The sequence below is a fragment of the Leisingera sp. ABM4_101 genome (assembly GCF_056158725.1).
Genome location: NZ_JBSWTV010000002.1, coordinates 1,480,857 through 1,495,103 on the forward strand (window position 1 = coordinate 1,480,857; position 14,247 = coordinate 1,495,103).

The following is a 14,247-nucleotide window of genomic DNA, read 5'->3' on the forward strand; positions in this document are numbered from 1 at the left end:
TCCGTATCTTGACGGCGGCGGATTGCCGCCTGCACCACTAGCGAAGGGAGCGTGCCCATGTTCAAAGGCTCTATGCCAGCACTCGTCACCCCGTTTTCGAACGGCGAGCTGGATCTGGATGCGCTCAAACGCTTGGTGGAATGGCAGATTGCCGAAGGCTCCACAGGCCTGGTGCCGGTCGGCACCACCGGCGAAAGCCCGACCCTGACCCACGAAGAGCATGAGCTGGTCATCGCGGAAACCGTCAAGGCAGCCGCCGGCCGGGTGCCGGTGATCGCCGGTGCGGGCTCCAACAACACCGTCGAGATGATTCAATTCGTCGAGTTTGCCGCGAAAGCTGGTGCCGATGGCGCGCTGGTTGTGACCCCTTACTACAACAAGCCGACCCAGCGCGGCATGCTGCAGCATTTTACCGCAGCCCATGACTGCGCCGAGATCCCGATCATCATCTACAACATCCCGGGCCGCTCGATTGTCGACATGACGCCCGCCACCATGGGTGAGCTGGCCAAGCTGCCGCGGATCGTGGGTGTGAAGGATGCCACCGGCGACATCGCCCGCGTCAGCCAGCAGCGCGCCTCCTGCGGTGCGGATTTCATCCAGCTGTCCGGGGAAGACGCCACCGCGCTGGGCTTCAACGCCCATGGCGGCGTGGGCTGCATCTCGGTAACCGCCAACGTGGCACCGAAGCTCTGCGCCGAATTCCAGGCCGCCACCCTGGCAGGCGATTACGCCAAGGCGCTGGAATATCAGGACAAGCTGATGCCGCTGCATGAGGCGATCTTCATCGAGCCCGGCCTGGCGGGCGCCAAATACGGCCTCAGCAAGCTCGGCATGTGCAGCGAAGAGGTCCGCTCGCCGCTGACTACGCTGGAAGACAGCACCAAAGCCGCCATCGACGCCGCCATGGTGCACGCTGGCCTGCTGTAAGACGCACGAGCCTATCCAAACAGCAAGGGCGGCCTCCACTGGAGCGCCGCCCTTTTTGCTTCTTTCTGGTCCCAAATACCCCGGGGTGAATTGCCCCGGAGGGGCAAGAGGGGCTGGCCCCTCCCGCCCGCTCTACGCCAGCGCTTCGGCCAGATGCGCGGTCTTGTCCGGATTGCGGGTCACATAAATGCGGGACACCCGCCCGTCCCGGATTTCCAGGGAGGTTGCCTGCAGGATACCGTCCTCGGCCCAGTGCAGGATGGCGGGCAGGCCGTTCAGCTGGCAGGTCCGCCAGCGGTCCGGGTCGCCTTGCCCGTATTTGCGCGCAATGCCCTCGATCAGACGCAGAACCTTGGCGCGCCCGTAAATCGGGTTCAGCGCCGCCATCGCCTTGCCGCCGCCGTCGGAAATCAACTGCACGTCCTGTGTCAGCATCCGGGTCAGAGACGCCATGTCGCCGGTGCGGGAGGCATGAAAGAACGCCTCGGCCAGCTCCAGGCCCTGTTCCGGGCTGTCCGGCGCCTTGGGCGGCAGCTGCTGCACCTTGCGCCGGGCGCGGGCCGCCAATTGGCGGCAGGTTTCGGGCGTGCGCTCCAGCGCGGCGGCGATGTCCTCATAGGCGCCGTCAAAAATGTCATGCAACAGGAAGGCTGCGCGCTCCAGCGGCGACAGCCGCTCCAGCGCCAAAAGAAGCGCTACCGTCACGTCATGGTCCAGCAGCTCGGTGGCATCTTCGGTCAGAACCGGTTCGGGCAGCCATTCTCCGGGGTAGGTCTCGCGCCGGGCGCGGGCCGATTTCAGCTGGTCCAGGCACAGCCGCGTGGTGATGCGCATCAAATAGCCGGTTGGATCCTGGACCTGTGCCTGCGGTGCTCCTTGCCAGCGCAGGAATGCCTCCTGCAGGATGTCCTCGGCATCGCTTACCGTGCCCAGCATCCGGTAGGCGGCCGCGAACAATCGCGGCCGGGCTGCCAGGAACGCATCGGTTGCTTCTAGATGCAGCTGCGGTTTCATGCGGCACTTGCCCCCCCGGCGGCAGGATGCGGGGTGCGGAAGCCGATTGCAATCCGGTTCCAGGTGTTGATGGCCGAGATCAAGAGCGTCAGCGCCACCTGCTCGCGCGGCTCGAATTGCTGCTGCACCGCCGCATAATCGGCATCGGGCGCAGAGGTTGTTTCAACGCGGGTCAGCGCCTCGCACCAGGCCAGCGCGGCGCGCTCCCGGTCCGAATACAGCGGCGACTCGCGCCAGGCGTTCAGCAGGTGCATCCGGTCTTCGCTTTCGCCGTGGGCGCGCAGGTCGTGGCTGTGCATGTGGATGCAGTAGGCGCAGCCGTTGATCTGCGAGGCGCGCAGTTTCACCAGCTCCACCAGGCTGTGCTCCAGAGTGCTCTCCTTGAACAGTTTTTCCTGCTCCAGCATCGGCTGAAACAGGTCGGAGGCGATGGAAAAGTAGTCAAGGCGCGGGGTCATCTGTCTGTTCCTTTGTTGATGGCTTCAGGAACAGGACGAGGCAGCCAGGCGGTTTGTGACATGGCCGGAAGAAATATCCGGAAAAAGTTCGGGGCGCCGCAGCGGGCGCCCCGGGAATTGTCAGCGTTTGCCGTAGTAGAGGCCGACCACATGTTCGGCCTGGGCAAAGAACAGCCAGCGCGAGGTGGAGACGCCCGCCAGATGCGAAAGCACCGCAAGGGCGGCAAACAGATGCTTGATCACCACGCCCTGAACCGGGGTCAGGATCAGCAGGAGCGGCAGCGCAAAGCCCAGGACAAAGGCGATCATCCGCAGTTTCTGCGCATGCTTGCGGCCCACCACATGCACGAATTCCCGCAGCAGGTAGTTGGAGCCGGTATGCGGCGGCTCAAACGCCCGCACCGCGCCACGGTCGCCAAGGCCGGTGGCAGTGCCCAGATCGGTGCCGGAGGCCGCCAGCGCCTTGTCACCCTTGGCCCAATAGGCCAGTTGCACCGCGCCTGCGACGGCCAGCAGCCAGGGGGCCACGGCCTCGGCCCCGGCCAGCAGTGCGCCGCCTGCCAGGCTGAAGGAGAGGAACACCGCAGGCGTCAGCTCCATATTCCAGCGCGGGATGGTCTTGAGCTGGGTATAGATCATCGAGGTGGTGAAAACGGTGGCGAGGCTGAGTGCTGCGCCGATCCAGCCCAGCAGCGTCCAATGGCTGTCCAGAAAGATGGCGCCAAGGGCATAGAGGCCCATGACGGCCAAGGCGCCAACGGCACAGACGCCTTCGCGGCTGAGCCAGCTGGTTTTCCATTGGGTGAAGGCACGCCAGGCGCGCTCCGGGTGGCCCAAGTGGAAGGTGGAGGCCAACAGGCCGCCGCAGGCCAGGCCAAAGGCGATGGCATAGAACACGAAGGCCACCGTGCCGGTCACGGCGGGCTGGCCGAGGCCGAGGAAGAACAGCAGGCCAAAGCCCAGGCCCGACAGGGTGGTGAAAATGATGACGGATGGTGCGGGATGCATCAGTTCGCTCCTCCCGGAAGTTTGTCAAGGGCTTTGTCCAGCCAGCCCATGAAGCCCTGCGGCTCCTCAGCGACCGGCGCCAGCAGTGGCGCGAGGATGTCGATTTCCTCTTCGATCGTGTCCTTGGGGCGGGGCGGCAGGTACTTGTTCACCGGTTTGGTGCCCATTTCCGGCATCAGATCCATGCCGCCGCGTTCTGCCACCAATTTGGAGACATCGCTGTCCGGGTCGCCCAGATCACCGAAATGGCGCGCGCCCGCCGGACAGGTCCGCACGCAGGAGGGGATGCGGTCCACCTCCGGCAGGTTCTCGTTATAGATCCGGTCAACGCAGAGGGTGCATTTCTTCATCACCCCCTCGGCCAGATCCAGTTCCCGTGCGCCGTAGGGGCAGGACCAGGCGCAGAGGCCGCAGCCGATGCAGTGGTCCTCGTTCACCAGCACGATGCCGTCCTCGGCGCGCTTGTAGCTGGCGCCGGTGGGGCAGACGGTGACGCAGGGCGCATCCTCGCAGTGCAAGCAGGATTTGGGGAAATGGATCAGCTGCGCGTGGCCTTGCTGCGGCTGCACCTCATAAGAATGCACCCGGTTCAGGAAAGTGCCCGAGGGATCGCCGCCATAGGGGTTCTGATCGCTGAGCGGCGCGCCGTAGTTTTCGGTGTTCCAGCCTTTGCAGGAGATCACGCAGGCATGGCAGCCGACGCAAGTGTCCAGGTCGATGACCAGGCCCATCTTGCGGTCTGTGGAGTTGGGGAGCTGGGTCATGTCAGCATACCTCCGCAATAGTGGTGAGGGCAGGCTGGGGCGCTGCCCCAGACCCCGGGATATTTCGGGCAAGAGGAAGGGGGCGGATCATTTGCCGACTTTCCACTTCAGTTCTTTGGGGCCGGTGCCGACGGGCGACTCCTGCGCGGGGAAAGCGGGCTGGCTTTCCTGCAGGTCTGCCGGGGCCGCGGCCTTTTCGATTTTGACCTTCAGGTCGAACCAGGCTGCCTGGCCGGTGATCGGGTCTGAGTTGGCCCACCGCATGCCGTCGCCCTTGGCAGGCAGCAGCTCGTGGATCAGATGGTTGAGCAGGAAGCCCTTGGTGGCCTCCGGTGCGTCCTGTTCCAGTGCCCAGGCGCCTTTGCGCTTGCCGATGGCGTTCCAGGTCCAGACTGTGTTGCTGTTCAGCGCTGCCATTTCCATCACCGGCACGGTGATTTCGCCATGCGGCGAGGTGACCTTGGCCCAGTCGCCATCCTGCAGCCCGTGCTTGCGCATCAGCTTGGTTGGCACATAAAGCGGATTGCGGCCGTGCAGCTGGCGCAGCCAGGCGTTTTGGGTGCCCCAGGAGTGGTACATCGCCATCGGGCGCTGAGTGAGCGCGTTGACGGTGAATCCCTCGTTGCCCTCTTGGTCGGTCTCATACCAGATCGGCAGCGGGTCCATCACGTCCTTCACCCGCTGGCGCAGATGCTCAGGCGGCTGGCGCTCGCCATGGCCTTCGGCGGCAAGCTGGAACTTGCGCATCGGTTCCACGTAAAGCTGGAACAGGTAGGGCTGCGGGCTGTCATAGAGCCCCATGCCCACGGCCCAATCCTGATAGGCAGCGTTCCACGGTTTGTAGTAATCCGCACCTTCCGGGATGTGGGCCACATGGAAGCCGCCGTTTTCGATATACTGGTTCAGCTGCTCCGGGTTCACTTCGCCGCGGCCGGTCTTGCTGCCGTCCTCGCCGCGGAAACCCGACAGCGGGCCGATGCCCGGCTTGCGCTCGTGGTTGACGATATAGTCGGCGTAATCCTTCCACTTGGCGCTGCGGTCCTCGTTGGTGAAGCCCGGCAGCTTCATCCGGTTGGCCAGCTGGATCAGCACCGTCTGGAAGCCGCGCACGTCGCGGTCCGGCTCGATCACCGGCCAGCGGATCGCATCGGCCGCCGCATCCGCCTCGCAGATCGGGCGGTCCAGCAGCGAGATGCAGTCGTGGCGCTCCAGATAGGTGGTGTCGGGCAGGATCAGGTCGGCAAAGGCCACCATCTCGGAGCTATAAGCGTCCGAGTAGATGATATGCGGGATCTTGTAGTCGCCGTTCTCATCCTTGTCGGTCAGCATCTCCATCACACCTTTGGTGTTCATGGAGGAGTTCCACGACATGTTGGCCATATACATGAACAGCGTGTCGATCTTGTAGGGATCGCCGGCATGCGCGTTGGAAATCACCATATGCATCAGCCCGTGGGCCGACATCGGGTTTTCCCAGGTGAAGGCCTTGTCGATCCGCGCCGGGCTGCCGTCTTCCTTCAGTGCCAGATGCTCCGGCCCGCGCACAAAGCCCAGGTGCGGACCGTCCAGCGGGGTGTCGGGCGTGGCCTTGCAGTGCGGGGTCGGATGCGCCTCAACCGGCTTGGGGTAGGGCGGTTTGAAGCGGAAGCCGCCGGGGACCTCGACGGTGCCCAGGAGGATCTGCAGCACATGCAGCGCGCGGCAGGTCTGGAAGCCGTTGGCATGGGCCGAGACGCCGCGCATCGAGTGCATGGCAACCGGGCGGCCCACCATCTTGGTGTGCTTCTCGCCGCGGAAGTCGGTCCACTCGCGGTCGAGCTCAAACGCCTCGTCAAAGGCGACGCGGGCCAGCTCGCCCGCGATAGCGCGGATGCGCTTGGCCGGGATGCCGCATTTCTCCGCGACCGCTTCGGGGGCGTATTCGTCCGCCAGATACCGCTCGGCCATCTGGTGGAAGACCGGGCGGTGGGTAACGCCGTCTTTTTCGTAGACCGCCGACAGGTCCGGGCGCACGCCGGGCTGGTCGAACGGGGTCAGCTTGCCGGTGTTGCGGTCGATGACCAGCATCTTGCCGTCCTCGTCACGCATCAGCAGGCCCTTTTCAGGGCCTTCCGAGGCGTTCACCAGAACCGGTGCATTGGTGAAGCGGCTGAGGTAGTCGAGGTCGATCTTGCCGGCCTTCATCAGCACGTGGATCATCGACAGGATGAACAGACCGTCGGTGCCCGGGGTGATGCCGACCCAATCGTCCGCAACAGCATTGTAACCCGAGCGGATCGGGTTGACGCCGATCACCCGCGCGCCGCGTTTCTTGATCTTGCCCAGCCCCATCTTGATCGGGTTGGAGTCATGGTCCTCGGCGACGCCGAACAGCAGGAACAGCTTGGTGTGGTCCCAATCGGGCTGGCCGAACTCCCAAAAGGCGCCGCCCATGGTGTAGATGCCGGCGGTCGCCATATTGACCGAACAGAAGCCGCCGTGCGCCGCATAGTTCGGGGTGCCAAAGCTTTGCGCCCAGAAACTGGTGAAGCTTTGCGATTGGTCGCGGCCGGTAAAGAACGCCAGCTGCTCGGGCGCCTCGTGACGCACCGGTTCCAGCCAGCCCACCGCAATCGCCAGCGCCTCGTCCCAAGAGATTTCCTTGAACTGGCCGGAACCGCGCGGCCCGGTGCGGATCATCGGGGCCTTCAGGCGGGACGGTGCGTTGACCTGCATGATCCCGGCTGAACCCTTGGCGCACAGCACGCCCTTGTTCACCGGGTGATCGCGGTTGCCCTCGATATAGGCAACCTTGCCGTCCTTCATGTGCACGTTGATGCCGCAGCGGCAGGCGCACATGTAGCAGGTGGTTTTGCGGATCTCGTCCGAGACCTTAGGCGAGGTGTTCAGGATTGGCTGCTGATGGGTCATGGGCGGGTCCTGTTGGGAGTTTCGGGCGACCGTATGACGGAATGCCTCAATTTGGGAATAGTGTTCTGCATCGGTTTGGGCTTTAGGAACGTTTGTTCAGATTTCCGCATGCTTGGCGCCAGCAGCCTGCAGGATAGTGACGGCGATGATCTGGGTCACATCTTCGGCGCTGCAGCCGCGTGACAGGTCGTTGGCGGGTTTCGCCAGCCCCTGCAAGACCGGGCCGATGGCGGAGTAACCGCCCAGCCGCTGGGTGATCTTGTAGCCGATGTTGCCGGCGTCCAGGTTCGGGAAGATCATCACATTGGCCTGGCCTGCAACGGCGGAACCCGGCGATTTGCGCTCACCGACCGAGGAGACAAAGGCTGCGTCGAACTGCAGTTCGCCATCGGCGGGCAGTTCGGGGTGCGCCTCCTGGAACAGGCCCAAGGCCTCGGTCACCTTGTCCACCGCCGGGTGCTTGGCGCTGCCCTTGGTCGAAAAGCTGAGGAAGGCCAGTTTCGGGTCCACCCGCAGCAGCGCACTGGCCGATTGGGCTGAGGCGGCAGCAATGGAGACCATCTCGGCAGGCTTGGGATCAATCACCAGGCCGCAGTCTGAGTACAGCATCGCGCGGGCGCCCCCGGGCGCGCTTTCCGGCGGGTACATCAGGAAGAAGGAGGAGACCATGCCCGCATCCGGCGCCATGCCGATTACCTGGATGGCGCTGCGCACCACGTCGCCGGTGGTGTGGACGGCGCCGCCGACGGTGCCGGTGGCATGGCCCAGGCGCACCAGCATGGCGGCATAGACCAGCGGGGTTTCCGCGGCGGCCCGGGCCTTGGCCTCATCCACGCCCTTATGCTTACGCAGCGTATAGTACTCGGCGGCAAAGCTGGCGGTCAGATCAGAGGTGGCCGGGTCATGGACAGCGACACCTTCGCTTGCTGCGGCGCCTTCAGTCTGGAGGGCGGCTTCGACCTCAGCCTGCGGGCCAACCAGGATCACATCGGCGATGCCTGCCTGCTGCGCGGCCAGGGCACCTGCCACCACGCGCGGGTCCGTACCCTCGCTCAGCGCAACAACGGGGCGGGTGGCCGGGGCTTCGGCTTTCAGAAGTTCGAGCGGGGACAAGGTATGGGTCACGGAAGGCGGTCCTGTAACAGCGGTTTCGGGGCAGGGCGGGACGGTCAGAACGCCAGCCGCGCGATATTGATCAGCGACAGTGCGGTCAGCATCAGCACCACCGCGCGGCGGAACAGCGACTGCGAGACCAGCTGGAAGGTGCGGGACCCGGCCCAAATGCCGAGGCCCAGAATCGGAAAGGCCAGCAGGATGCCGGTCAGGGTCTGAGGCCCCACCAGCCCGTTTGCGGCCATCACCGGCAGCGCCATGATGTCGATGCCGGTCAGAAATACGATCATCGTGGCCCGGAACACCGCAGGCGGCACTGGCTGCGCAGTCAAAAAGGCCGCGGTGACCAGGCCTCCGACACCGGCGCTGTTGGCGATGCCGGACAGCGCGCCGACGCCTGCGGTGCCATTGCGCCCGACGGGGCGGCTGACTTGCCAGCCGCTCAGCAGCACCAGGCTCAGCACCAGGATCAGGCTCGAGATTGCCAGCCGCGCCTCATATTCCCCCAGCCGCGCCATGATGGCGATGGCGGGAACGGTGGCAACTGCAGCGCCGCCCAGCAGGGCAAAGGCGCGGTGCCAATCTATATGCGGGCGGATGTCGCGGGCCTGAAAGGCGGTCATGGCGATTTCGCAGGAAAACACCACCGGGATCAGCGGCAAAGGATTGGTCGTCAAAGCCGCCAGAATGATGAAGATTGCGGAAAATCCAAAGCCGGAAAAGCCCCGGATCAGGGCCGCCGCGAATAACGCGGCGGCCAGAAATGCCCCCTGGCCGGTGGACAGGTCAAAGGGCAGATCCATGGTCTCAGACTTTCTGCGGACGCATGTCGTCCTTGCTGATGCCTGCAACCTGAACCGGTTTCTTCATCGCGTCGCGGCGGAAGGGCTCACCCAGTTCCTGGTTGATCATGGCTTCGATCAGGGTGGTGATGCCTTTCTTCTGGTCTTCGCAGGCCTGACGCACGGCGTCGGTCAGCTCGTCCATGGTGCGGGCCACAACACCCTTCAGGCCGCAGGCCTGGGCGATGCCGGCATAAGAAACCTGAGTGTCCAGCTCGGTGCCGACAAAGTTGTCGTCGAACCACAGGGTGGAGTTACGCTTTTCAGCACCCCACTGGTAGTTGCGGAAGACAACCTGGGTCACGGCGGGCCATTCCTCGCGGCCGATTGCGGTCAGCTCGGTCACCGCGATGCCAAAGGCGCCGTCGCCGGAGAAGCCGACAACCGGAACGTCCGGGCAGCCGATTTTCGCGCCGACAACCGCCGGCAGGCCATAGCCGCAGGGGCCGAACAGGCCGGGGGCCAGGTACTTGCGGCCTTCCTCGAAGGACGGGTAGGCGTTGCCGATGGCACAGTTGTTGCCGATGTCGGATGAGATGATCGCATCCTTCGGCAGGCCGGCCTGGATCGCACGCCATGCGCGGCGCGGCGACAGCCAGTCAGGCTTAGCAGCGCGGGCGCGCTCGTTCCAGGTGGTGCCGGGATCGTCCTGCTCGCTGTCCATCGAGGACAGTTCCTGCGCCCAGGAGGATTTGGTGTGCGCGATCAGCGCCTTGCGCTCTTCGCGGCCCTCGTCGCCTGCGGTGCCGGACAGTTTGCCCAGGATGGTGTCTGCAACCTGCTTGGCGTCGCCGACGATGCCGACGGTGACTTTCTTGGTCAGGCCGATGCGGTCCGGGTTGATGTCAACCTGGATGATCTTCGCGTCGGTCGGCCAGTAGTCGATGCCGTAGCCGGGCAGGGTGGAGAACGGGTTCAGTCGGGTGCCGAGGGCCAGAACAACGTCGGCCTTGGAGATCAGTTCCATGCCGGCCTTGGAGCCGTTGTAGCCCAGCGGGCCGGCAAACAGCGGGTGCGAGCCGGGGAAGGCGTCGTTGTGCTGGTAGCCAACGCAGACCGGGGCGTCCAGGCGTTCAGCCAGCGCCATCGAGGACGGGATCGCGCCGCCGATGACAACGCCAGCACCGTTCAGGATGACCGGGAATTTCGCGTTCGACAGCAGCTCAGCTGCCTCGTTGACCGCGTCGGTGCCGCCTGCGGGGCGCTCAAAGTCGACAACGGCCGGCAGCTCAATGTCGACGACTTGGGTGAAGTAGTCGCGCGGCACGTTGATCTGAGCCGGAGCGGAGTTGCGCTTGGCCTGCATGATTACGCGGTTCAGGACTTCGGCCATGCGGGACGGGTCACGCACTTCTTCCTGGTAGCAGACGCAGTCGGCGAACATGCGCATCTGTTCCATTTCCTGGAAGCCGCCCTGACCCATGGTCTTGTTCGCGGCCTGCGGGGTCACCAGCAGCAGCGGGGTGTGGTTCCAGTAAGCGGTTTTCACGGCGGTCACAAAGTTGGTGATGCCCGGGCCGTTCTGGGCGATCATCATCGACATCTTGCCGGTGGCGCGGGTGTAGCCGTCGGCCATCATACCGCCGGAGCCTTCGTGGGCGCAGTCCCAGAAGGTGATGCCTGCAGGCTCGAAGATATCCGAGATCGGCATCATTGCCGAGCCGATGATGCCAAAGGCATGCTCGATGCCGTGCATCTGCAGGACTTTGACGAAGGCTTCTTCGGTGGTCATTTTCATGGCGGGTTCTCCTGAATGAGACGCGGAATTCCCCCGGACGCGCTGCCGGGAATTGACTCTGGTTTAGGGGGCGGGTGCGGACCGGGTTAGGGCCAGTTCTGAAACCCGGATAGGTCCAAAACTGGATCCATGAAAATAGTACCGCCGGATTTTCACATAAGCATCAGCGAGTTGCAGCGTGAGAGCGCCATAAAATGAGATGACTCAATGAGTGATACGTTTGGTATCATTTGTCGCGGTCTGCGCGGAGGGAGTTTGCCTCAGCCTTGCTTCAGCGCCTTGGCCAGCAAGGCCAGCCCGGGCTCGATTCGGGTGGCTGGAATCGAGGAATAGCCCAGCCGGTAATAGTTCTGCTTGCGGTGCTCGGCGGCAAAGAACGGCGCGCCGGGCTCGATAATGACGCTCTTTTCCTTGAGCCTTTCGGCCACCGCAGTGGCGTCCACATTTTCCGGCGCCTGCATCCACAGGGCCGAGCCGCCGAAGCTGCCAACACCGGCAATGGTCAAACCATGCTTGCGGATTGCATCCTCGATCACCGCGCGGCGGTCATGCAGCACCTTGGCGGTGCGGCGGATCTGGGCGTCGTAATGGCCGAGCGACAGGAAATAGGCGACGGTGCGCTGCACATGCCCCGGCGGGTGCCGCAGAACGCTCGCGCGCAGTGCCCGGGCCTGGCGGATGAACGGTTCCGAACCGACCATGTAGCCCAGCCGCAGCCCCGGGAACAGCGACTTCGAGAAGCTTCCGGCATAGATCACCCGCCCCTCGGTATCGAGCGACTTCAGCGATGGCGACGGCGCCCCGAGAAAGGACATTTCGAACTCGTAGTCGTCCTCGACAATCACCGCATCAATGTCGCTGGCCCGCTGCAGCAGCTCCTTGCGGCGTTCCATCGGCATGGTGAAGGTGGTCGGGCTCTGGTGGCTGGGGGTGCAGAAGATCACGTCGGTGTCTTCTGAAATCTGCTCAGGCGGCAGCCCGCCCTCATCCACCGGAATGCAATCCAGCTGGCAGCGGGTCTGCACCACCTGGTCGCGCAGGGTGTAATAGGCCGGATCCTCCACCGCCGCCCGCCGCCCGCGGTTCAGCAGCAACTGGCAGGTGATCCACAGCGCGTTCTGGGCACCCAGTGTGATCAGGATTTCCTCGGGCCGTGCAGTAATGCCGCGCCGGGGCAGGGTGTGCCGTGCGATATACTCCAAGAGCAGCGGGTCGTCCTGGTCGAAGTAGTCATTGGCCAGCGCGGCAAAGTCCTTTTGCCCCAAGGCCCGCAGCGCACACAGCCGCCAGTTGGCATGATCAAACAGCGAGGCATCGGCCTGGCCGTAGATGAACGGATACCGGTAATCGCGCCAGCCCTCGGGCTTTCTTGGCGTGTCGCCGCCAGTAAAGCTGCGCGCCAGCACCTTGCCCCAATCCATCGCGTCGCCGGACTTCTGCTGCGGCGTGTATGAGGGCGGCACCGGGGCGTTCTCCGACACAAAATACCCGGACCGCCCGCGCGAGGTGAGATAGTCATTGGCCAGAAGCTCAGTATAAGCCAGCGTCACCGTGATCCGGCTGATCCCAAGATGTGCCGCCAATTTGCGCGAAGAGGGCAGCTTCTCTCCAACCCGGAACCGGCCCGATAGAATGCCCTCGGCAATCATCTCCTGGATCTGCGCTTGCAGCGTGCCCTGGGCGTCCGGATTGAGAAAGAAGGTGTCGACAGAAATGGCCATGCGCCACCTTAGGGTGGACTTAAGCGCGGTGCAATCTGGACTTAGGGCCAGTTTGCGGAAATCTGCGGCTTACTCTGGACTGCGGGCAGTGCCAACTGGCCGCAGTGTCCAAATTTTTGGCCATCTGGTGCTCAGGCGCCGGTATGGGCTGCTGGCATTCCTCTGTCTCTCTTGCGGGCGATGGCCCGGCCGCGCCTCAGTTCCGGCAAGTTGTCCTCTTGAAATTCGCTTAAAAAACTATAAAACTAGTTTTACCGAAGCAATGGAATCTGACATCATGCCTCATGAAGTGGAGTGGGAAGAAGCCGCACAGGGCTTTGCTGCGATGGGGTCCGAGGCCCGGCTGCAGGTGCTGCGCTGCCTGATCCGGGCCGGAGATGCGGGGCTGACCGTGGGGGAAATCCAGAACCGAACCGGCATCGCACCGTCGACGCTGGCGCATCATCTGAAGTTTCTGTCCGCTGCGGGAGTGGTCGAACAGGAACGCATGGGGCGTTCGACCATTAGCCGCGCCGGCTTCACCCGGCTGGAAGCGCTGGCCGCCTTCATTCTCAGCGAGTGCTGCGCGGACGCAGCCGGAAAGGCAGCAAACGATGGCTGATCTGACGCAGAGCTCCCGGCCCGCGAAAACGCTGGGCAACTGGCTGAAGACCCCTTGGACCCTGAGCGTTGCGCTGCTGGCGGCGGCTGCGGTGCTGGATCCGGGCAACTTCGGCTCGGTTGCGGAATTCGCTGCGGCTGCCTTGATGAGCACCGCAAAATACATCCTCTTTGCGGTGTTTCTCTTGGCCTATCTCAAGGCAACCGGCGCCGAGGTGATGGTGGCCCGCGCCTTTGAGGGACGCGAAACCCGGATGATCTTTCTGGCCGCCCTGTTCGGCGGGCTGGCACCATTTTGCTCCTGCGAGGTGATCCCCTTTATCGCGGGCCTGCTGGCGCTGGGCGCGCCCTTGTCGGCAGTGATGGCCTTCTGGCTGTCCTCGCCGCTCATTGATCCTCCTACACTGCTGATCACCGCAGGCGCGCTGGGCTGGCCCTTTGCCATCGGCAAGGCGGCGGCGGCGGTGGCGCTCGGGCTGTTCGGCGGCTTTGCCATCAAGCTGCTGCGTGGTCAGGGTGTCTTTGCCAGCCCGCTGCGCCAGCAGCCGGCTGCCGGTTGCAGCAGCTGCGGCGCGCCGAAATTGGAGGCCAAGCCAAACTGGCGGTTCTGGACCGAGGCAGAGCGCCGGGTGAAGTTCCGCGCTGAATTTGTCTCCAACGGGGTGTTCCTGCTGAAATGGCTGGCGCTGGCCTATGTGCTGGAGTCACTGCTGGTCCATTATGTGCCCGCGGATGTGATTGCAGGGCTGGTGGGGGGCGAGGGCGTGCTGCCGATTGCCATTGCGGCGCTGGTCGGGATGCCTGCCTACCTGAACTCCTATGTGGCGCCGCCCTTGCTGGCGGGGCTGATGGAGCAGGGCATGAGCGCGGGCGCTGCGATGGCCTTTATGGTGGCTGGCGCGGTGAGCTCAGTGCCTGCCATGGCGGCGGTCTGGTCGCTGGTGAAGCCAAAGGTCTTCGTCACTTATCTGGGACTGGGGGTCAGCGGCGCCATTGTCTCAGGCATCCTGTTCCAACTGGCTTGAGGCGCCTGCGGCGCAGCACTCCCGCCCGTCGCGACGCAATCATAGATTGCCCCGCGCCCGTTGGGCCCGGCGCGCGCTGACGCGCGGCGCATCCCGTCTTTCCGACCCGTTTCTTGCGGGAACG

Annotated in this window: 12 protein-coding genes; 3 read left to right on the top strand and 9 right to left on the bottom strand. The window is 64.2% G+C overall.

What is annotated here, in order from left to right:
- Nucleotides 1-57 precede the first annotated feature (57 nt).
- Nucleotides 58-930, top strand: coding sequence for a 4-hydroxy-tetrahydrodipicolinate synthase (gene dapA / locus ACXAEK_RS08275; RefSeq protein ID WP_475041105.1), 873 nt, complete (start codon nucleotides 58-60; stop codon nucleotides 928-930).
- Nucleotides 931-1,062: 132 nt separating this feature from the next.
- On the opposite strand, the gene ACXAEK_RS08280 is transcribed toward dapA, so the two are convergent.
- From ACXAEK_RS08280 to pdxR, 9 genes are all read right to left on the bottom strand, one after another.
- Nucleotides 1,063-1,944 (bottom strand): sigma-70 family RNA polymerase sigma factor, encoded by an 882-nt coding sequence (locus ACXAEK_RS08280; protein ID WP_475041106.1) that lies wholly within the window; start codon nucleotides 1,942-1,944, stop codon nucleotides 1,063-1,065.
- Nucleotides 1,941-2,402, bottom strand: coding sequence for a carboxymuconolactone decarboxylase family protein (locus tag ACXAEK_RS08285; RefSeq protein ID WP_475041107.1), 462 nt, complete (start codon nucleotides 2,400-2,402; stop codon nucleotides 1,941-1,943). The genes ACXAEK_RS08280 and ACXAEK_RS08285 overlap by 4 nt, the downstream gene beginning before the upstream one ends.
- Before the next feature lie 120 nt (nucleotides 2,403-2,522).
- Nucleotides 2,523-3,410, bottom strand: a complete 888-nt coding sequence (locus ACXAEK_RS08290) for a dimethyl sulfoxide reductase anchor subunit family protein (protein WP_475041109.1) — start codon at nucleotides 3,408-3,410, stop codon at nucleotides 2,523-2,525.
- Nucleotides 3,410-4,174, bottom strand: a complete 765-nt coding sequence (locus ACXAEK_RS08295; RefSeq protein WP_475041110.1) for a 4Fe-4S dicluster domain-containing protein — start codon at nucleotides 4,172-4,174, stop codon at nucleotides 3,410-3,412. Before ACXAEK_RS08295 ends, ACXAEK_RS08290 begins: the two co-directional genes overlap by 1 nt.
- 87 nt (nucleotides 4,175-4,261) lie before the next feature.
- A complete protein-coding gene (locus ACXAEK_RS08300) occupies nucleotides 4,262-7,084 on the bottom strand; it encodes a molybdopterin oxidoreductase family protein (protein WP_475041111.1) in 2,823 nt (940 codons plus the stop codon).
- A gap of 96 nt (nucleotides 7,085-7,180) precedes the next feature.
- Complete coding sequence (gene pta / locus ACXAEK_RS08305) at nucleotides 7,181-8,209, bottom strand: phosphate acetyltransferase (protein WP_475041112.1); 1,029 nt, start codon at nucleotides 8,207-8,209, stop codon at nucleotides 7,181-7,183.
- 44 nt (nucleotides 8,210-8,253) lie between these two features.
- Nucleotides 8,254-9,000: a sulfite exporter TauE/SafE family protein gene (locus ACXAEK_RS08310; protein ID WP_475041114.1), complete on the bottom strand. Its 747-nt coding sequence runs from the start codon at nucleotides 8,998-9,000 to the stop codon at nucleotides 8,254-8,256.
- A 4-nt stretch (nucleotides 9,001-9,004) separates the two neighbouring features.
- Complete coding sequence (gene xsc, locus ACXAEK_RS08315; protein ID WP_475041115.1) at nucleotides 9,005-10,777, bottom strand: sulfoacetaldehyde acetyltransferase; 1,773 nt, start codon at nucleotides 10,775-10,777, stop codon at nucleotides 9,005-9,007.
- 260 nt (nucleotides 10,778-11,037) lie between these two features.
- On the bottom strand, nucleotides 11,038-12,498 hold the full coding sequence (gene pdxR / locus ACXAEK_RS08320; protein ID WP_475041116.1) for a MocR-like pyridoxine biosynthesis transcription factor PdxR: 1,461 nt from the start codon (nucleotides 12,496-12,498) through the stop codon (nucleotides 11,038-11,040).
- Between the two features lie 277 nt (nucleotides 12,499-12,775).
- On the opposite strand from pdxR, the gene ACXAEK_RS08325 reads away from it, so the two are divergent.
- On the top strand, nucleotides 12,776-13,099 hold the full coding sequence (locus tag ACXAEK_RS08325; protein WP_475041118.1) for an ArsR/SmtB family transcription factor: 324 nt from the start codon (nucleotides 12,776-12,778) through the stop codon (nucleotides 13,097-13,099).
- Nucleotides 13,092-14,123, top strand: a complete 1,032-nt coding sequence (locus ACXAEK_RS08330; protein ID WP_475041119.1) for a permease — start codon at nucleotides 13,092-13,094, stop codon at nucleotides 14,121-14,123. The genes ACXAEK_RS08325 and ACXAEK_RS08330 overlap by 8 nt, the downstream gene beginning before the upstream one ends.
- Nucleotides 14,124-14,247 lie beyond the last annotated feature (124 nt).